This window comes from Streptomyces sp. NPDC048420 (genome assembly GCF_040651535.1).
Taxonomy (GTDB): Bacteria; Actinomycetota; Actinomycetes; order Streptomycetales; family Streptomycetaceae; genus Streptomyces.
Window position 1 is genome coordinate 1 of the sequence record NZ_JBEZKG010000044.1, and the last position, 17,087, is coordinate 17,087.

General features: G+C 68.3%; 15 protein-coding genes. 9 read left to right on the forward strand and 6 right to left on the reverse strand.

Features of this window, described 5'->3' with window-relative positions:
• Positions 1 to 253: 253 nt before the first annotated feature.
• The gene (locus AB0D34_RS44035) at positions 254 to 1,402 is read left to right on the forward strand and encodes a sensor domain-containing diguanylate cyclase (protein WP_362673059.1); all 1,149 of its coding nucleotides are present in this window, start codon (positions 254 to 256) and stop codon (positions 1,400 to 1,402) included.
• Between the two features lie 83 nt (positions 1,403 to 1,485).
• Positions 1,486 to 3,024 carry a histidine ammonia-lyase gene (gene hutH, locus AB0D34_RS44040; protein ID WP_362673148.1) on the forward strand — a complete coding sequence of 513 codons (1,539 nt, stop codon included), beginning with the start codon at positions 1,486 to 1,488 and terminating at the stop codon, positions 3,022 to 3,024.
• Between the two features lie 43 nt (positions 3,025 to 3,067).
• On the opposite strand, the gene AB0D34_RS44045 is transcribed toward hutH, so the two are convergent.
• Positions 3,068 to 3,826 carry a hypothetical protein gene (locus AB0D34_RS44045; protein WP_362673062.1) on the reverse strand — a complete coding sequence of 253 codons (759 nt, stop codon included), beginning with the start codon at positions 3,824 to 3,826 and terminating at the stop codon, positions 3,068 to 3,070.
• A gap of 42 nt (positions 3,827 to 3,868) precedes the next feature.
• Positions 3,869 to 4,150, reverse strand: a complete 282-nt coding sequence (locus AB0D34_RS44050) for an LPXTG cell wall anchor domain-containing protein (protein ID WP_362673151.1) — start codon at positions 4,148 to 4,150, stop codon at positions 3,869 to 3,871.
• Positions 4,151 to 4,280: 130 nt separating this feature from the next.
• On the opposite strand from AB0D34_RS44050, the gene AB0D34_RS44055 reads away from it, so the two are divergent.
• Both AB0D34_RS44055 and AB0D34_RS44060 read left to right on the forward strand, forming a co-directional pair.
• Positions 4,281 to 4,625, forward strand: a complete 345-nt coding sequence (locus AB0D34_RS44055; protein WP_362673064.1) for a hypothetical protein — start codon at positions 4,281 to 4,283, stop codon at positions 4,623 to 4,625.
• A gap of 216 nt (positions 4,626 to 4,841) precedes the next feature.
• Positions 4,842 to 6,104 (forward strand): Ig-like domain-containing protein, encoded by a 1,263-nt coding sequence (locus tag AB0D34_RS44060; RefSeq protein WP_362673066.1) that lies wholly within the window; start codon positions 4,842 to 4,844, stop codon positions 6,102 to 6,104.
• A 79-nt stretch (positions 6,105 to 6,183) separates the two neighbouring features.
• On the opposite strand, the gene AB0D34_RS44065 is transcribed toward AB0D34_RS44060, so the two are convergent.
• A complete protein-coding gene (locus AB0D34_RS44065; RefSeq protein WP_362673068.1) occupies positions 6,184 to 6,444 on the reverse strand; it encodes a hypothetical protein in 261 nt (86 codons plus the stop codon).
• Between the two features lie 46 nt (positions 6,445 to 6,490).
• Between AB0D34_RS44065 and AB0D34_RS44070 the strand changes: the two genes are divergently transcribed.
• The 4 genes from AB0D34_RS44070 to AB0D34_RS44085 all read left to right on the forward strand — a co-directional run bounded on the left by AB0D34_RS44070 (position 6,491) and on the right by AB0D34_RS44085 (position 13,353).
• Positions 6,491 to 7,351: a DUF3710 domain-containing protein gene (locus AB0D34_RS44070; protein ID WP_362673071.1), complete on the forward strand. Its 861-nt coding sequence runs from the start codon at positions 6,491 to 6,493 to the stop codon at positions 7,349 to 7,351.
• A 125-nt stretch (positions 7,352 to 7,476) separates the two neighbouring features.
• The gene (locus AB0D34_RS44075; RefSeq protein WP_362673073.1) at positions 7,477 to 8,934 is read left to right on the forward strand and encodes an ABC transporter permease; all 1,458 of its coding nucleotides are present in this window, start codon (positions 7,477 to 7,479) and stop codon (positions 8,932 to 8,934) included.
• 231 nt (positions 8,935 to 9,165) lie between these two features.
• Positions 9,166 to 9,849, forward strand: coding sequence for an ABC transporter ATP-binding protein (locus tag AB0D34_RS44080; protein ID WP_362673076.1), 684 nt, complete (start codon positions 9,166 to 9,168; stop codon positions 9,847 to 9,849).
• A gap of 180 nt (positions 9,850 to 10,029) precedes the next feature.
• Entirely contained in the window at positions 10,030 to 13,353 is a 3,324-nt protein-coding gene (locus AB0D34_RS44085) for a S8 family peptidase (protein WP_362673079.1), read from the forward strand.
• A gap of 410 nt (positions 13,354 to 13,763) precedes the next feature.
• Here AB0D34_RS44085 and AB0D34_RS44090 read toward each other — a convergent pair whose 3' ends face one another.
• Both AB0D34_RS44090 and AB0D34_RS44095 read right to left on the reverse strand, forming a co-directional pair.
• A complete protein-coding gene (locus tag AB0D34_RS44090; RefSeq protein ID WP_362673081.1) occupies positions 13,764 to 14,069 on the reverse strand; it encodes a hypothetical protein in 306 nt (101 codons plus the stop codon).
• Between the two features lie 74 nt (positions 14,070 to 14,143).
• Complete coding sequence (locus AB0D34_RS44095) at positions 14,144 to 14,611, reverse strand: hypothetical protein (RefSeq protein WP_362673083.1); 468 nt, start codon at positions 14,609 to 14,611, stop codon at positions 14,144 to 14,146.
• A gap of 710 nt (positions 14,612 to 15,321) precedes the next feature.
• Between AB0D34_RS44095 and AB0D34_RS44100 the strand changes: the two genes are divergently transcribed.
• Positions 15,322 to 16,092 carry an antibiotic biosynthesis monooxygenase gene (locus tag AB0D34_RS44100; RefSeq protein ID WP_362673085.1) on the forward strand — a complete coding sequence of 257 codons (771 nt, stop codon included), beginning with the start codon at positions 15,322 to 15,324 and terminating at the stop codon, positions 16,090 to 16,092.
• On the opposite strand, the gene AB0D34_RS44105 is transcribed toward AB0D34_RS44100, so the two are convergent.
• A complete protein-coding gene (locus AB0D34_RS44105) occupies positions 16,083 to 16,979 on the reverse strand; it encodes a helix-turn-helix transcriptional regulator (RefSeq protein ID WP_362673088.1) in 897 nt (298 codons plus the stop codon). The two genes, AB0D34_RS44100 and AB0D34_RS44105, sit on opposite strands and share 10 nt — an antisense overlap.
• Between the last annotated feature and the right edge of the window lie 108 nt (positions 16,980 to 17,087).

Here is a 17,087-nt window from a genome sequence, read left to right on the forward strand (position 1 = left end):
GGTATCCGTCCTCGGTCCGGCGGCTCGGTCCCTGCAACAGGGGCTCTGTAACGGACGCCGGCCGCTGCGGGCGGACACCCCCCACCCCGTCCCCTGCGCGCCGTACGCGGCTTGAGGAGCGTCCACATGGCCGACCCAGGGGCGCGGGGAACTGCGCGACCAGCCCCCACCGGGCCGCACTCTCCCGCCAGCCCCGCCTCGAACGGCCCAACCACACCCGAGCCCCCACCCGAATCCTCCCTAGCCTGGAGTGATGGGTGAGGACATCCGGCTGGCCGCGGTCGTCGCGTTGGCGCAGGGCATGGCGGCGGCCCACGGCTCGCGGGAGGTGTGGCGGGCCGCTGCCGCCGGGGCGTGCCGTGCGCTCGGGGGGAGTTTCGCCGCGTTGTCCGTGTGGGAGCGGGAGCTCGGGCGGCTCAGGGTGCTGGTGAACGTGGGGGAGCGGGCCGCCGGTGAGGAGGAGTTCCCGGAAGGTGAGGCCTATCCCGTGCACCAGTTCCCCGAGATCACCGAGTTCCTGCATGAGCGGTGGGCCGGGGGCGGGGAGCCCAACGCCTGGGTGGAGACGGCGGAGGGGCCGGCGGCCGGGGTGCAGCCCGGGTATGTGCATCAGCGGGTCGCCGCGCTGCGCAGGAGGGGGCGTGGGAGTTGTGTCGTCGCCCCGATCGTGCTGAACGGGCGGGCCTGGGGGGAGTTGTATGTGGCCCGGGCCACCGGTGATCCCGTGTTCGGGCGGGAGGACGCCGACTTCGCCACCGTGCTGGCCGCCGTCGTGGGCGCCGGGATCGCCCAGGCGGAGCGGCTGGAGGAGGCGAGACGGCTGGCGTTCACCGATGCGCTGACCGGGCTCGCGAATCGTCGTGCCGTCGATGTGCGGCTGGACGAGGCGGTCGAGCGGCACAAGCGGGACGGTGTCGTCGTCAGTCTCGTGGTGTGTGATCTCAACGGGCTCAAGCGGGTCAACGACACCCGCGGGCACGCCGTCGGCGACCGGCTGCTGGAGCGGTTCGGGTCGGTGCTGTCGCTGTGCGGGGCCATGCTGCCGGGGGCCCTCGCCGCGCGGCTCGGCGGGGACGAGTTCTGTCTGCTCGCGGTCGGGCCGTCCGCCGACGAGGTGGTGCGGGCGGCCGATGAACTCTGCCGCCGGGCCGGTGAGTTGGAGCTGGGGGAGGGGGTGGCCTGTGGGGTCGCCTCGACCGCGGATCCCATCGGGCCCGTGCGGTCCGCCCGGCGGCTCTTCCGGCTCGCCGACGCCGCGCAGTACCGGGCCAAGGCCGAGCGGGCCGCCAGGCCGGTCGTCGCGGGGCGGGGCGGGGTGGACGATCCCGTCGTACGGCTGGCGGATGCGGCCCCTTCCGGGCCGTCGGCCGAGCGGCGGCAGTTCCGCGGGCGTCAGCCCTGAGGAGGCCCGCTGCTTGTAAGGGGCGTAACCCCGACCCAGTAGTGACATCCTGGAATTCAATGCGTACGCTCCTGAATATGGATATGCACACTGTGGTGGTGGGGACGTCCGGGGTCACCGCGTCCGACGTCCTTGCCGTGGCGCGTGGCGGTGCCCGCATCGAGCTCTCCGAGGAGGCCCTCGCCGCTCTCGCCGCGGCCCGCGGGATCGTGGACGCCCTCGCGGCCAGGCCCGAGCCCGTCTACGGCGTCAGCACCGGCTTCGGCGCCCTCGCGACCCGGCACATCAGCCCTGAGCTCCGGGCCCAGTTGCAGCGGAACATCGTCCGCTCGCACGCCGCGGGAATGGGGCCGCGGGTGGAGCGGGAGGTCGTACGGGCGCTGATGTTCCTGCGGCTGAAGACCGTCTGCTCGGGACACACCGGTGTGCGGCCCGAGGTCGCGCAGACCATGGCCGATGTGCTCAACGCCGGGATCACGCCCGTCGTTCACGAGTACGGGTCACTTGGTTGCTCGGGTGATCTCGCGCCGCTGTCCCACTGCGCCCTCACGTTGATGGGGGAGGGGGACGCCGAGGGGCCGGACGGGACCGTGCGGCCCGCCGGTGAGCTGCTCGCCGAGCACGGGATCGCGCCCGTCGAGCTGCGGGAGAAGGAGGGGCTCGCCCTTCTCAACGGCACCGACGGCATGCTCGGGATGCTGGTGATGGCCCTCGCCGATCTGGAGATGCTGTACAAGTCCGCCGACATCACCGCCGCGTTGAGCCTTGAGGCACTGCTCGGTACCGACAAGGTGCTCGCGCCCGAGCTGCACGCCATCCGGCCGCATCCGGGGCAGGGGGCCTCGGCCGCCAACATGCTGGCCGTGCTGGAGGGTTCGGAGCTCACCGGGCACCACCAGGACGACGCGCCCCGGGTCCAGGACGCCTACTCCGTGCGCTGCGCCCCGCAGGTCGCGGGGGCCGGGCGGGACACCATGGCGCACGCCCGGCTGGTGGCGGAGCGGGAGTTGGCGTCCGCGGTCGACAACCCCGTTGTGCTGCCCGACGGTCGGGTGGAGTCCAACGGCAACTTCCATGGCGCGCCCGTCGCTTACGTCCTCGACTTCCTTGCCATCGCCGTCGCCGACCTCGCGTCGATCGCCGAGCGGCGCACCGACCGGCTGCTCGACAAGAACCGGTCCCACGGGCTGCCGCCGTTCCTCGCCGACGACGCCGGGGTCGACTCCGGGCTGATGATCGCGCAGTACACCCAGGCCGCGCTGGTCAGTGAGTTGAAGCGACTGGCCGTTCCGGCGTCCGCGGACTCGATTCCCTCGTCCGCGATGCAGGAGGACCACGTCTCGATGGGCTGGTCGGCCGCGCGCAAGCTGCGCACCGCCGTCGACAACCTCACCCGGGTCCTCGCCGTCGAGCTCTACGCCGCCTCGCGCGCCGTCGAGTTGCGCGAGGGCCTGAGCCCGGCACCGGCGACGCAGGCCGCCATCACCGCCGTACGCAAGGCGGGTGTGGAGGGTCCCGGTCCGGACCGGTTCCTGGCGCCCGACCTCGCGGCGGCCGACGTGTTCGTGCGGGAGGGGCGGCTGGTCGAGGCGGTGGAGACGGTCACCGGCCCGTTGCGGTAAGGGGAACGGGCCCCGCCGTACGCCGACGGCGGGGCCCGGGGCGCTACTTGAGCTTGCCCACCTGGGCGTCGATCACGGCGAGCGGGACGGCGGACGTCTTGCCGCTCTCGATCGAGGCGAAGTCCACCGAGTAGTACGTGGAGACGATGGTGCCGACGCGCACCACCTCGACGGTGAAGGCGCCCGTGCCCTCGCCGTCCATGTCGGCGTCCAGGACGAAGGCCACCGACTCGTCACCCTTGCCGGAGGCCTTGCCCGCGGCGACCTTGGTGATCTTCAACTGCTCGCCCTGGGCCGTGATGCCGAACCCGCCGGAGCAGGCGGCGATCCCCGAGGAGACGGACGCGAGGGCCTTCTCCGCGCCGTCGCCCTCGTACGACGAGAGACCCACGGTGGTCATGGTGACCTCGAAGGAGTTCTCGAGCCGCTCCTCCGAGGTGACGGTGTTGCTCGCGCCCGCGTCCGTGTCGCCCGGGGGCAGGCCGGTCAGGGCGTAGGCGAGGGGGGCGCACGCGGCCTTGTCCGTCTTCAGCTCGCTCCGGGACTTCGGCAGGGTGGCGTCGCCGTCGGCGACCTTGTCCCTGGGCAGGTCGCTCTGGGTGAGCAGCAGCTTCTCCAACTCGGCCGTGCCGAGCGCCTTCGCGGCGGCGGTGCCCTGCGAGGCGGACGCCTCTGACGGCCGGGGGCTCCTGGACGCCTTCGCGTCGTCGTCCGAGCCGCCGCCGCAGCCTGTGATGAGCGCGAGCGACAGCACGCCCACCGCCGCTGTGACACCTGTGCGCGCCGTCGATGATCTCTTCATGCGCGGACTATGAAGCTTGCGTCAAGAGCACGTCAAGCCCGTTTAAAACCCCAGCCGTTCCCGCCGCACCGAATAGACGACGAAGCCCGCACCCAGCGTGAGGAAGAGGGTGCCGCCGACGACGTACGGGGTGGTGTCGAAGCTGCCGGTGTCGGCGAGCCGGACGCTGTCCGTGGACGTCTCCGCGCTCGAGGTCGTGACCCGCGCCTGTGCCGTGGCCTGCACGGACGGCTCTGTTCTCGCCGGCTGGTCCTGGGTCGCGTTGGCGGACGGGACGAACCACAGGGCACCCAGAAGGGTCCCCGCGGCGGTGGCGGTCAGCAACGGACGACGAACGGATGACACGGAATATCGATCCCCTTGTGGTGCTGGCGAATTGGCCGTGTGGGGCGATGTTAGTGAAAGGCGCGGGTCACGGGAAAGTCACGGGAGCGATGGGCTTTACGCTCCGGGCATGAGCACTGAAGAGACATCACGTTTTGTACGGCTTCGGGTGGAACTTGTCGTCGAGGTCGACGACCAGGAGGCCGTGACCCGGGCGGCCCTCGCGCGGATCGCCGACGATCCGGACATGCCGGCCGACGAGCGGACGCACGCCGAGAGCGCTGTGACGGAAGACACGGCGGAGGCCCTCGCCTACCTCGTGGACCCGTTCGACGTGGTCGGAGAGGTGCCGGGGGTCGAACTCGCGCAGGCATCCTGGAGCAGCGAGCAGATCGACTACGACCCTGATTCGCCGGACTGGGACCTCGACGAGGATGATGTCGCGGAGGACGAGGAAGAAGAGGCCGTCGGCTGAGCACGCTTGGGGAAATCGTGACCCCGGGTGGCAACCGCCGTCCGGGGTTTCGTCGTCTCAGGGGTCGCACGGACCGACAGACACACCCTCCGCCACGGCGAACGTGGTGTGCCCCACACCTTCTCAGAAGGTGGAACGGGACGAACCGGTCGTAGCGTTTAGTTTTTATTGACGGGGACTCTCGGGGTTTCTGGTGAATCTGGGGATTCGGCAACGATGGAGAAGCGTGTGATGACGGTCAGTAAGCGGCGCAGGGGCCTCACGGTCGCGTCCGCTCTGCTCGGCGGTGTGCTGGTGCTCTCGGCGTGTTCGAGCGGCGGCGACGACACCTCCTCGAACAGCGGCGACACCTCGCAGGCCAAGGCCGACGAGGCGGCGGCGAAGAAGAGTTCCGCGGCCGAGATCAAGATCACACCCAAGGACGGCACGGACAACGCCTCCATCAACAACTCCGCCGCCGTCACCGTGAGCAAGGGCACGCTCACCGACGTGACGATGACGACCACCGACGGCACCAAGGTCGCCGGCGAGCTGTCCGCCGACAAGACCAGCTGGAAGCCCGACGCGCAGCTGGAGCGGTCCACGACCTACAAGGTCGCCGCTGAGGCCAAGGACACCGACGGGCTCGTCGCCCACGAGAACGCCTCGTTCACGACGGTCTCCCCGGCCAACAGCTTCATAGGCAACTTCACGCCGGAGGACGGCTCGACCGTCGGCGTTGGCATGCCGGTGTCGATCAACTTCGACAAGGCGATCACCAACAAGGCGGCCGTCCAGAAGGGCATCACCGTCTCCTCCAGCAGCGGTCAGGAGGTCGTCGGCCACTGGTTCAACGCCAACCGCATCGACTTCCGCCCCGAGGACTACTGGAAGGAGAACTCCACCGTCACGCTGAAGCTCGCGCTCGACGGTGTCGAGGGCGCCTCCGGGGTCTACGGCGTCCAGCAGAAGACGGTCACCTTCAAGATCGGCCGCAACCAGGTCTCGTACGTCGACGCGAAGACCAAGCAGATGAAGATCACGCACAACGGCGCCACGATCAAGACCATCCCGATCTCGGCCGGTTCGCCGGAGAACAAGACGTACGAAGGCATCATGGTGATGTCCGAGAAGTTCAAGGAGACGCGCATGAACGGCGCGACCGTGGGCTTCACCGACGACGACGGCAAGGGCGAGTACGACATCAAGGACGTGCCGCACGCCATCCGTCTGACGAACTCCGGCACCTTCGTGCACGGCAACTACTGGGGCGCCAAGTCCGTCTTCGGCAACGTCAACACCAGCCACGGCTGCGTCGGCCTCTCCGACACCAAGGGCGCCAACGACACCGGCACGGCGGGCTACTGGTTCTACACCAACTCGATGATCGGCGACGTGGTGGTCGTCAAGAACACCGGCGACAGGACGGTGGCCCCGGACAACGGGCTCAACGGCTGGAACCTCAGCTGGGCGGACTGGAAGGCGGGGTCGGCGGTCTGACGGACGCCACCCTCCACTGACGCGAGAAGGCGGTCACCCTGCGGGGGTGACCGCCTTCCGTGTTTCCTCCGCGGGTTCGCTACGTCAGATTGACGTGGTCGCCGGCGTCGTACCGGGCAAGACACCAGTCACCCGGGGCACCGTCGAGGAAGCGGGTACTGTCGCGGGCAACATCCATGACAACTTCACGCAGGCAGCGCCCTCGGCGGACGCGGCGACCACGGTGGCCGTCGTGCTCACGGTCGGTGCCGAAGGCCTCAAGCGAGGCTGGCGAAGTGGGCGAGAAGGAGAGCGGCAGGCGGCGAATGAGCGAGGTCCACGCGCTCACCAGGGCGATCATCGAGGAATACGGCAGTGACGGGGCCGTTTCTGCGCAGAGTCTGCGGGTGGCTGAGTTCGGGGTCTGGGACCGAGTGACGCCGGGACTGCTCCTCATCGGGGCCGTTGTACTCATCGACGCCGAGGATCCGACACTCGTGGAGGCGATCGCCGTGCCCGGCGTGAGGGTACTGACGGCGATGCTGCGCGACGGGCTCGAGGGACTCGCCCTCGCCGAGCAGAGCGGCGCGTTCCGCTGGGACGACATGATTGCCGTGATACAGGCGTATGTGAGCCGCCCCGGTACTCCGCCGAACGCCCTTGCCGCGCTCCTCACCGAGGCCGAGAGCCTCGGGTCCGAGATCGTCGGATCCGGCGAGGTGACCCGGCCCCGTGTGCGGGACGGCGAGAACGGCCCTTGGGACGCGGCCGAGAATCCCGTGCCCGCAGACACAGAGCGGATCGACTGCGGCGTCCTGAAAGTGCCGCGGCTCAGCGGTGCCCGGGAGCGTCCTCTCCACGAAGGCGATCACACGGTCGGCATCGTCGTCGACTTTGCAGGCCACGACCTGTGGCTGCAGGTGTTTCGCGCGCCTCGGGGACCGATGTGGGACACCGTGCGTCCGCAACTGGAAAGCGCGACGCTGACAAGGGGCGGCACGGTGACGGAGAGTCAGAGCACCCTCGGACCGGAGCTCCGCGCGACGATCCCCGTCACCTGGGACGGACACCGGGAGCTCCTGCCCACCCGGTTCCTCGGCTGTGACGGACCGGGCTGGCTGCTGCGCGGACTCTTCCGCGGACCGGACGCACTGGCAGAGGTGGTGGACCCTCGCGTCCATCTTCTCTTCACGCAGACCGTCGTCGACCTGCCGCCCGCCGCGGATGCCGCCCTGGAGGGCACCGTGGTGGAGGTGACCATGCCGTAGCCGGCATGGGGTCGTGCGTTTCTGACAGGCTCGTCCGGGGTGCTTGCCGACTCCCGGACAGCCTTCTCATGCAGCTCTTATAGGCGGCTTATGGAGTCATCACGCGCCGTACCTAGCTTGCGGCCATGTTCTTCACCTACCTGAGGCGCGAACTGCGCCGCCGCAGAAAGGCGGCCCTCGTCGTCGCCTCCGGGCTCGCGCTCGGGATCGCGCTGGTCATCGTGGTCAGCTCCGTGTCGTCCGGCATGGGGAAGGCCCAGGACAAGGTCCTCCAGTCGCTGTACGGGCTGGGCACCGACATGACCGTCACCAAGGCGGCCCAGCCGCAGGCCGGTTCGTCCGACCGGCCGCGCTTCCGGTTCGACGCGCAGGACAGCGGCTCGAACGCTCAGCAGAGCAGTGACCGGGTGATGGTGCAGGGCTTCGAGACCCTGTCCACCTCGACCGTCACCAAGGTCGACCAGCAGACCGGTGTCTCCGACGCGGTCGGCGGGCTGAGCCTGCAGGTCATCAAGATCAACGGCCAGTTCACTCGCGGCGAGTTCCAGCAGAACGGCAACGGGGGCGGTGAAGGCGGCTTCGGCCGGAACGGCGGCTCCACCGACCGGCCTCAGGGTGAAGTGCGGGGCGGGGGCGCCGACTTCGACGTCAACAACTACTCCGTCTACGGCACGGACGTCACCAAGCCGGCCCTCGGCCCGCTGACCTCCTCCAAGCTCACCAGCGGCCGTACGTTCACGTCGACCGAGACCAACGCCAAGGTCGCCGTGCTGGACTCCGCGTACGCCAAGGAGAAGAAGCTCAAGGTCGGTTCCACCGTCACCATCAAGAACGTCAAGTTCAAGGTGATCGGCATCGCCACGGCGGACAGCGGGGACGCGGCCGCCAACGTCTACATCCCGCTCACGCAGGCGCAGACGCTCAGCGACTCCAAGAACAAGGTCACCACGATCTACGTCAAGGCGACCGACTCGAAGAAGATCGACTCCGTCAAGTCGACGATCCAGAAGAACATCTCGGGTACGACGGTGACGACCTCGGCGGATCTCGCGGACACGGTGTCGGGGTCGCTGTCGACGGCGTCCTCGCTCGCGACCAACGTCGGCAAGTGGCTGTCCGTCGCCGTGCTGATCGCCGCGTTCCTTGTCGCCGGGTTGCTGACCTCGTCCGCCGTCTCGCGGCGGGTGCGGGAGTTCGGCACGCTCAAGGCGCTGGGGTGGAAGTCGGGGCGGGTGACCCGGCAGGTCGTCGGTGAGGCGATGGTGAACGGGCTGCTCGGTGGGGCGCTGGGGATCGCGCTCGGGCTCGCGGGGGCGTACGTCGTGACGGCCGTCAGTCCCACGCTGCAGGCGCAGTTGGGTGGCGGTGGTGCGGGTGGTCCCGGCGGCGGAGGTGGCTTCGGCGGTTTTCGTCGGCAGGCGGCCGCGAAGACGCTGGACGTCGCACTGACGGCCCCGGTCAGCGTTACGACGGTGGCGGTCGCAGTGGCTCTGGCGGTTGCCGGTGGTCTCATCGCCGGGGCGTTCGGCGGCTGGCGGGCGTCTCGGTTGCGGCCGGCGGACGCGTTGCGGCGAGTCGAGTAGCGGGGGCCGCTGCGGTGCCGGTGCGCCTATGGATGTGCCTCGCCTTGTGGGCTTGCGGGTGCGGGAGCGCCGTGGCTGGTCGCGCAGTTCCCCGCGCCCCTAAGAGGCCACGTGGGGCGCGGGGCTGCATCCGATCTGCGGCTACCGCCGCGCGGGCGCGACCAGCCCCCACCGCCCCGCAGCCGACAACGACTCGCACCACCCCGAACCCCACCACCCCAGGAGCTCACCATGTACGAACTCAAAAGCGTCACCAAGCGCTACTCCCGAGGCAAGGACACCGTCGACGCGCTCGCCGGAGTCGACCTCACCATCGCCGACGGGGACCGGCTCGTCATCCAGGGCCCCACCGGCGGCGGCAAGTCCACCCTCCTCCAGATGCTCGGCGGGCTCGACAAGCCCACGGAGGGCGAAGTCGTGCTGGACGGGACCGACTTGGCCAAGCTCTCCGAGGCCAGGCTCACCAAGGTCCGCAGTGAGAACATCGGCTTCGTCTTCCAGTCCTTCAACCTGATCCCCACGCTCACCGCCCAGGAGAACGTCGAGACCGCCCTCGTACCCCTCGGTGTGAAGGCGAAGGAGAGGAGGCAACGGGCGGCCGAGGCCCTCGCCTCCGTCGGTCTCGGGGAGCGGCTCTCGCATCTGCCGGCCGAGATGTCCGGCGGACAGCAGCAGCGTGTCGCCATCGCCCGCGCCCTCGTCAAGCAGCCGAAGGTGCTCCTCGCCGACGAGCCCACCGGCAACCTCGACGAGTCGATGCGCGACGAGATCATGGACGCACTCGAACGCATGTGGAAGGAGCTGGGGTTGACCTTCATCATGGTCACCCACGACTCCGCCATCGCGAAGAAGGCCCCGCGCCTCGCCACCATCCGGAAGGGCAGGATCACGGTGAAGGAGAACGCCGCCCCCTGAAGCCAACAGGCCCTGAACCCGGCAGTCTTGTAACAGACTTTGCTGTCAGCTGCCTGTCTCTTGAGGTCGTGATCACCCCTCGGCATACTTCGAGCACCGGGGGGTGCACGCATAGGCGTGCGATCTGCCCCCTGGCCGGGTGAACGGGGAATTCACCTGGTTCTTCTGCAAGGGGGAATCTTGCGCAGACAAGTGAAAAAGGCATGCGCGGCCACGATCGCCACGGCGGCCGCGGTAGCGCTGGCGGCGGGCATGACCAGCCCGGCGTCGGCGGACGCGCAGCAGACGGCGAGCGTCGCCCAGCCCAACAAGGCGCAGCTCACGCCCAAGCACCGCATCACCCTGATCACCGGTGACCGTGTCGTCGTGGATGCCAAGGGCCGGGTCATCGGTCTGGAGCGGGCCAAGGGGCGCGAGCACATACCCGTCCAGATCCGGAAGGCCGACGGGCACACGCTCGTGACGCCGGCGGACGCGGTCCGTCTGGTCGCGAGCGGCAAGCTCGATCAGCGGCTGTTCGACATCACCGAGCTCAACAAGGCCGCCACCCGCAAGTCCCAGGCCAAGGGACTGAAGGTCATCGTCGGCTACCAGGGCGCCGCCACGGCCGCCAAGGCCGACGTCCGGGATGCAGGCACCCTGCGGCGGACCCTGACGACGCTCAACGCGGACGCCGTACAGACGCCGCAGAAGGAGACGCCCGAGCTCTGGGACGCGGTCACCAACGGTGACAGGACCGCTTCCGGCATCGCCCACGTCTGGCTCGACGGAACTCGCAAGGCGAGCCTCGACAAGTCCGTACCGCAGATCGGCGCCCCCAAGGCATGGGCGGCCGGCTACGACGGCAAGGGTGTCAAGATCGCCGTACTGGACACCGGTGTCGACACGACCCACCCGGACCTAAAGAGCCAGGTGATCGAGTCCAAGAACTTCTCCACCGCGGCCGACGCCACCGACCACTTCGGTCACGGCACGCACGTCGCGTCCATCGCGGCGGGCACCGGCGCCAAGTCGAACGGCAAGTACAAGGGGGTCGCACCCGGCGCCAAGATCCTCAATGGCAAGGTCCTCGACGACAACGGCTTCGGTGACGACTCCGGCATCCTCGCCGGCATGGAGTGGGCGGCTGCGCAGGGCGCCGACGTCGTCAACCTCAGCCTCGGCGGCCAGGACACTCCGGAGATCGACCCGTTGGAGGCGGAGGTCAACAAGCTCTCCGCCGAGAAGGGCATCCTCTTCGCCATCGCTGCGGGCAACTCCGGTCCGGAGTCGATCGGTTCGCCGGGCAGCGCGGACGCCGCGCTCACGGTCGGCGCGGTCGACGACAAGGACGCGCTGGCCGAGTTCTCCAGCACCGGCCCGCGGGCCGGCGACGGTGCGATCAAGCCCGACGTCACCGCGCCCGGCGTGGACATCACCGCGGCCGCCGCCAAGGGCAGCGTCATCGACCAGGAGGTCGGCGAGAACCCGGCCGGCTACCTCACCATCTCCGGTACGTCGATGGCCACCCCGCATGTCGCGGGTGCCGCGGCCATCCTCAAGCAGGAGCACCCGGACTGGAAGTACGCCGAGCTGAAGGGCGCCCTCACGGGCTCCACGAAGGGCGGCAAGTACAACCCGTTCCAGCAGGGTTCGGGCCGTATCCAGGTCGACAAGGCCATCAAGCAGACCGTGATCGCCGACCCGGTGTCGGTGAGCTTCGGCACGCAGCAGTGGCCGCACACCGACGACAAGCCGGACACCAAGAAGGTGACGTACCGCAACCTCGGTACGAAGGACGTCACGCTGAAGCTGACGTCGACGGCCACCAACCCGAAGGGACAGGCCGCTCCGGCCGGCTTCTTCAAGCTGGGCGCCACCACGGTGACGGTCCCGGCGAACGGCGGCACGGCCTCTGTCGACGTCACCGTCAACACCAAGCTGGGCGGCACGCTCGACGGCGCGTACTCGGCGTACGTGACCGCGACGGGCGGCGGCCAGACCATCCGCACGGCGGCCGCGGTGCAGCGCGAGGTCGAGTCGTACGACGTCACGATCAAGCACATCGGCCGTGACGGGCAGCCGACCGCCGACTACAACACCATCCTGTTCGGCTTCTCGGGCCTGGCCGAGGGCCGTGGCTACCAGGTCACCATCTCGGACTCCGGTACGACGACGATGCGGGTTCCCAAGGGCAACTACCTCCTGGACGCCTGGATCGCGAAGGACTTCGTGAACTTCGAGGGCGGCCTGGACTGGCTGGTCCAGCCGAAGCTGAGCGTCACCAAGAACACCTCGGTGACGATCGACGCCCGCAAGACGAAGGCGTCGGACATCACCGTCCCGGACTCGCAGGCCAAGCAGCAGCTCGGCATGATCAGCTACATGTACGACACGGCCGGGATCGGCTTCGGCGTCGGACTCCAGTCCTTCGACGACCTACGCGTGGCGCCCCTGGGCGGTGAGGTCTCCGGCCTGCACCAGACCTGGAGCGGCCAGTGGACGAAGGGTGCGAACGCCGAGTACGACGTGGCCACCAGCGCCGACGTCAAGAAGCTCCAGGGCGACAAGGTCCGCCACTTCAAGGCGAGCGAGCTCGCCACGGTGAAGAACAACCTGGGTTCTGGCGCGGCCGGCAAGACCGGGTCGCTCTCTCCGGTAGGCTTCTTCCCCAATGACTTCACCTTCGGTACGGCGGTGGAGCAGAAGCTGCCTGGTTCCCGGACGCTGTACCTGTCGACGGCGGACAAGATCCAGTGGTCGTTCGACTTCTCCCAGTACAAGGGCAAGGACGCGGACGGCTTCCCGATCTCGGAGGCCTACTACACGCTGGGTGACCCGCAGACCTTCAAGGCGGGCCAGAAGTACACGAAGACCTTCAACACGGCGGTCTTCGGCCCGCATCTGAACGCGTATTACGGCCTCTTCCGTGAGGGCAACAGCATCTACGGATACGTGCCGCTGTTCTCCGACGGCGCCGGGCACGCCGGTTCCTCGGACTTCACCGCGGTCAGCACCAGCCTCTACCGCAACGGCACCAAGGTGGGCACGAACGACGACCCGCTCTTCGGCGCCAAGGCGTTCACCGTCCCGTCGGGCGAGGCGGCGTACAAGCTGACCACCTCGGTCAAGCGCAGCGTCAAGGTCGCGGCGGCCTCCACCCGCATTGACGCGAGCTGGGAGTTCAAGTCGAAGAAGCCGTCCGCCGGCAACGTGGCCACCCTCCCGGCCTCCATGGTCCGCTTCAACGCGAAGACGGGCCTGGACAACCGCGTCGAGGCCGGTAAGACGGTCAAGATCCCGGTGACCGTCGAGGGCTCCGCCAAGGGCTCCAACCTGAAGTCCCTGGCGGTGTACGTGTCCTACGACTACGGCCAGACCTGGAAGAAGGTCACGGTCTCGGGCGGCAAGATCACCGTGAAGAACCCGGCGAAGGGGAAGGCCATCTCCTTCCACGCCAAGATCGCCGACAAGAAGGGCAACAAGTCGACGATCTCGATCTACAACGCGTACTACGCGAAGTAGTTCGTAGTTGAGGGGGCCTGCCGGAGCGTGACTTCCGGCAGGCCCCCTCGTTGCGGGTGGCGCTGGACTGAACTACCTGCAGGCGCTTGCCCCTACGCTGGAGAATGCGACGGCGGGGGAGCCCGGCCTGTAACCGGTATCGAACTTCGTGTCCAAGCACACGAGGACGTCCGGCGCCCAACCCGGGAACCGGATGATGGCGGCCCCGTTTGCCGCGCTGACAGTTCCGTAATAGCGCGTTGTTTCATTCGCGCTGTCCGTGCACTTGTTGAATGCGCCGTAGATCATGGGCGGGATGGGCATCTTGGTGCAGGTAATGCTACTGGACTGAGCAGAAGCAGGGACAGCCGAAGAGATCAGGAAGCTCGCTGCCAGATAGGCGGCCGTGACGCACGCCGCTGCGATTCGATTCATTGCACATCCTTGATGACGGCGATGACGTGCCATGCGGCGATGACGTGGGCCAGGGCAGCGGCCCACCAACCCCAGACCTCCACCTCTCTGCCGCGCAACGGGCGCAGTGCTGTCGACCAGTGGAGCAGCAGAAGTCCGAGAGCCAGGATCCAGATGGGCCAGCTGACGAAGGCGGTCCAGCCTCTGGCTCCGAAGGCATGGTCGAGGAAGACCGGGATGGCGAAGAGAACGCCAGCGACAAGCCAGTCGAGCGTGCCGACGTAGGTGCTGGTGTCTTTGCCTTCATGGCGCATCGTGAACATGAGTTTCCCAAGAGGTGTTCGGGGTGGTGGCCGCCCGATGGTCGAACATTGGGCAGCCACCACTCAGGTTCCGACTACGACGCGGCAGCCTTGAGGATCGTGTAGATCGTGTAGAGGTCGTAGCCCCAGCGGATGATCCAGCGGATCGCCGAAGGAACCTTGTCGTTGTACCACTCCTTGAACTTGGTGTAGTTGGCCTTCGCGGCGGCGGCCCAGCCCCTGACCTTCTTGAGGAGCTTGATGATGCCCGACAGTCTGCTCTGGACCACGGCGTCGGTCGTCGCGTCGCTGGAGTAGAGCGCTTCGCGTTCGGCGCTGGTCAGCTCGGCTTCGGCGAGGAGAGCCTGTCCCTCAGCGGAATTGAGGTAGCTGACGAACTCGGCGTGGTTGGTGGGCTCGGCCTCGGCGGCGACGAGACTTGCCGAGATGGAGCGAGGCGCCGTGGTGTGGCCCTCTGCAGCCATGGCGCTGGGAGCGACCACGCCGACTGTCACAGCCACGAGGGCGGTTGCCACACCTATGCGGATCTGCTTGCGAGTCATTAACATGACCTTTCGGGTAAGACGATGCGGGCACCCTTCAACGCACTTGATGGCCTGGAAACCGTGTGCGAGGGAGGGGTGTCCGCATCCCGGCCGAGCGCCGGGCTCGCAAGGAAGTTACGCGGCAGGTTGATCGGGAGCAAGAAGATCGCGAAGCTTGGCCGAATCGTCTTGGGGCCGCAGAGCTGACTGTGCACCAAATTCGTTTGTGTGTACGGGGTGTGAGCAATTCGTATCGGCGAGTGCGCATGTGCCTTGTGTGGCTGATTTTTAGCCGAGGAAGTTACCGCTCCATTTGTGATGCTCAGGTTCGCTCAGGGGAAAGCGCGTGCCCTGGTGGAAGTTGCTCGGCCACTCCCTCTCTTCTGGCCGGTGCTGCGGGCTCGCAATTCGTTACGGCGCCGCCGCCGGTTAGTTTTTCATATGTCAAGTCGGCAGGCCGTGGCGAGTGTTCCCATAGCAGAGGAAAGCTGCTTCGATGACACGCTTCTCGGGGTAGTTTGCCCTGCATCTGCGATTCTTCCGAAATGGCAAGCAAACGGACCGACTGCAGCAGCGGCGACGGGGAAGCGCGTCGAGGTCACTGCCGACATGGCGTGCGGCCTCTGGCCAGGACGATCGCCCGTCGGAACCGAGCCCCCTGCTGAGCCCACAGCGAACGCCGTGTCGGAGGGGCAGCCTCCGGCGGGCGTCCGTGTTTGTGTGAGGCCATGACCACAGAGACCGTCGAGTACATCCGCTACCGCATCCCGGAAGACCGCTCGGCGGAGTTCCTGTCCGCCTACACCCACGCCGCGAAGCAGCTGGCGGCCGCCCCGCAGTGCGTCGACTACGAACTGGCGCGCTGCGAGGAGGACTTCGAGCACTACGTCCTGCGCATCACCTGGACCTCCACCGAGGACCATCTGGAGGGCTTCCGCACGTCGGAGCTGTTCCCGGACTTCCTCGCCGAGATCCGGCCGTACGTCGGGAACATCGAGGAGATGCGGCACTACAAGCCGACGACGGTACGGGGCAGGGGTGCCTCGGAGCCCACCCTGTTCGCGTGGGCGGGCGGCGCGGAGGCCTTCGCCCGGCTGACCACGGTGTTCTACGAGAAGGTTCTCGCCGACGACCTCCTGGCCCCGGTGTTCGCGGGCCTCGCCCCCGAGCACGCCGAGCATGTCGCCCTGTGGCTCGCGGAGGTCTTCGGCGGCCCGTCCACCTACTCCGAGACCCAGGGCGGGCACGGCCACATGGTCGCCAAGCACATGGGGCGCGGCATCACCGAGCCGCAGCGCCGCCGCTGGGTGAACCTCATCCAGGACGCGGCCGACGAGGCGGGCCTGCCGACGGACGCGGAGTTCCGCTCGGCGTTCCTGGCCTACGTGGAGTGGGGGACGAGGCTCGCGGTGTACTTCTCGGGGCCGGACGCGAAGCCGCCCGCCGAGCAGCCGGTGCCGAAGTGGAACTGGGGGGCGGCACGGCCGTATCAGGCCTGAGGGCGTGCGTGGAACGCGTCCGCCCCCCAGCTGGACAGCAGCCGCAGTGCCTCGGCGGACGGGGAGCCCGGTTCCGCGTGGTAGGTGATCAGGGACTGTTCGGTGCCGTCGGACAGCGGGAACGACTCGAAGTGCAGGGTGAGCTCGCCGACCAGGGGGTGACGCAGGCGCTTGACGCCGTAGTTCTTCTCCTTGACGTCGTGCCTGGCCCACAGGCGCCTGAACTCCTCGCTCTTGACGGAGAGTTCCCCCACCAGGGCCGCCAGGCCCGGGTCGTCGGGATGGCAGCCCGCGTTCATCCGCAGGTAGCTGACCATGTCGCACGCCTTCTGGTCCCACTCCACGAACAGGTCCCGGTACTCCGGCCTCAGGAACACCAGCCGGGCCCAGTTCCGCTCCTGTGCCGGCAGCTCCGACCAGTCCCCGAAGACCGCCGCCGCCATCCGGTTCCAGGCGAGGATGTCCGAACGCCGCCCCGAGACGTACGCCGGGACCTCCATCGAGTCCAGCAGCTGCCGCACCGCGCCCCGCACCTGCTCGGTCCGCGCGGTCGCCCTCTTCTTGTGCTGCTTCGGCTTCGCGAGGTGCATGAGATGCGCGTGCTCGGCGTCGGACAGCCGCAGCGCGCGGGCGATCGCGTCGAGGACCTCTGCCGAGACGTTGCGCCCGTTGCCCTGCTCCAGGCGTGTGTAATACGCCACGGAGACGCCCGCCAGCTGCGCCAGCTCCTCGCGCCGCAGCCCGGGCACCCTGCGGTGCCGCCCGAAGTCCGGCAGCCCCACGTCCTCCGGCTTCAGCCGAGCCCGCCGGGTGCGCAGGAACTCGCTGAGCTCGGCACGCCGGTCCAGTGAGCCGCTTCCGGGGTGTTCCTCGGCCATGTCGTCCATACGTCAAGTATTCACGGTCGTACGCACAGCATCCTGTCCCCGCCAGTAGTAGGACCGGCGGACGTACGCAGAGCCGTGGCCTGGGTGGATCCCGATTCATGGGGCACC

What these genes read in the sequence shown, in the direction of transcription:
- AB0D34_RS44035 (WP_362673059.1), top strand. Translation starts at nt 254, where the DNA reads ATGGGTGAGGACATCCGGCTGGCCGCGGTCGTCGCGTTGGCGCAGGGC.
- hutH (WP_362673148.1), top strand. Translation starts at nt 1,486, where the DNA reads ATGCACACTGTGGTGGTGGGGACGTCCGGGGTCACCGCGTCCGACGTC.
- AB0D34_RS44045 (WP_362673062.1), bottom strand. Translation starts at nt 3,826, where the DNA reads ATGAAGAGATCATCGACGGCGCGCACAGGTGTCACAGCGGCGGTGGGC.
- AB0D34_RS44055 (WP_362673064.1), top strand. Translation starts at nt 4,281, where the DNA reads ATGAGCACTGAAGAGACATCACGTTTTGTACGGCTTCGGGTGGAACTT.
- AB0D34_RS44060 (WP_362673066.1), top strand. Translation starts at nt 4,842, where the DNA reads ATGGAGAAGCGTGTGATGACGGTCAGTAAGCGGCGCAGGGGCCTCACG.
- AB0D34_RS44065 (WP_362673068.1), bottom strand. Translation starts at nt 6,444, where the DNA reads ATGATCGCCCTGGTGAGCGCGTGGACCTCGCTCATTCGCCGCCTGCCG.
- AB0D34_RS44075 (WP_362673073.1), top strand. Translation starts at nt 7,477, where the DNA reads ATGTTCTTCACCTACCTGAGGCGCGAACTGCGCCGCCGCAGAAAGGCG.
- AB0D34_RS44080 (WP_362673076.1), top strand. Translation starts at nt 9,166, where the DNA reads ATGTACGAACTCAAAAGCGTCACCAAGCGCTACTCCCGAGGCAAGGAC.
- AB0D34_RS44090 (WP_362673081.1), bottom strand. Translation starts at nt 14,069, where the DNA reads ATGTTCACGATGCGCCATGAAGGCAAAGACACCAGCACCTACGTCGGC.
- AB0D34_RS44095 (WP_362673083.1), bottom strand. Translation starts at nt 14,611, where the DNA reads ATGACTCGCAAGCAGATCCGCATAGGTGTGGCAACCGCCCTCGTGGCT.
- AB0D34_RS44100 (WP_362673085.1), top strand. Translation starts at nt 15,322, where the DNA reads ATGACCACAGAGACCGTCGAGTACATCCGCTACCGCATCCCGGAAGAC.
- AB0D34_RS44105 (WP_362673088.1), bottom strand. Translation starts at nt 16,979, where the DNA reads ATGGACGACATGGCCGAGGAACACCCCGGAAGCGGCTCACTGGACCGG.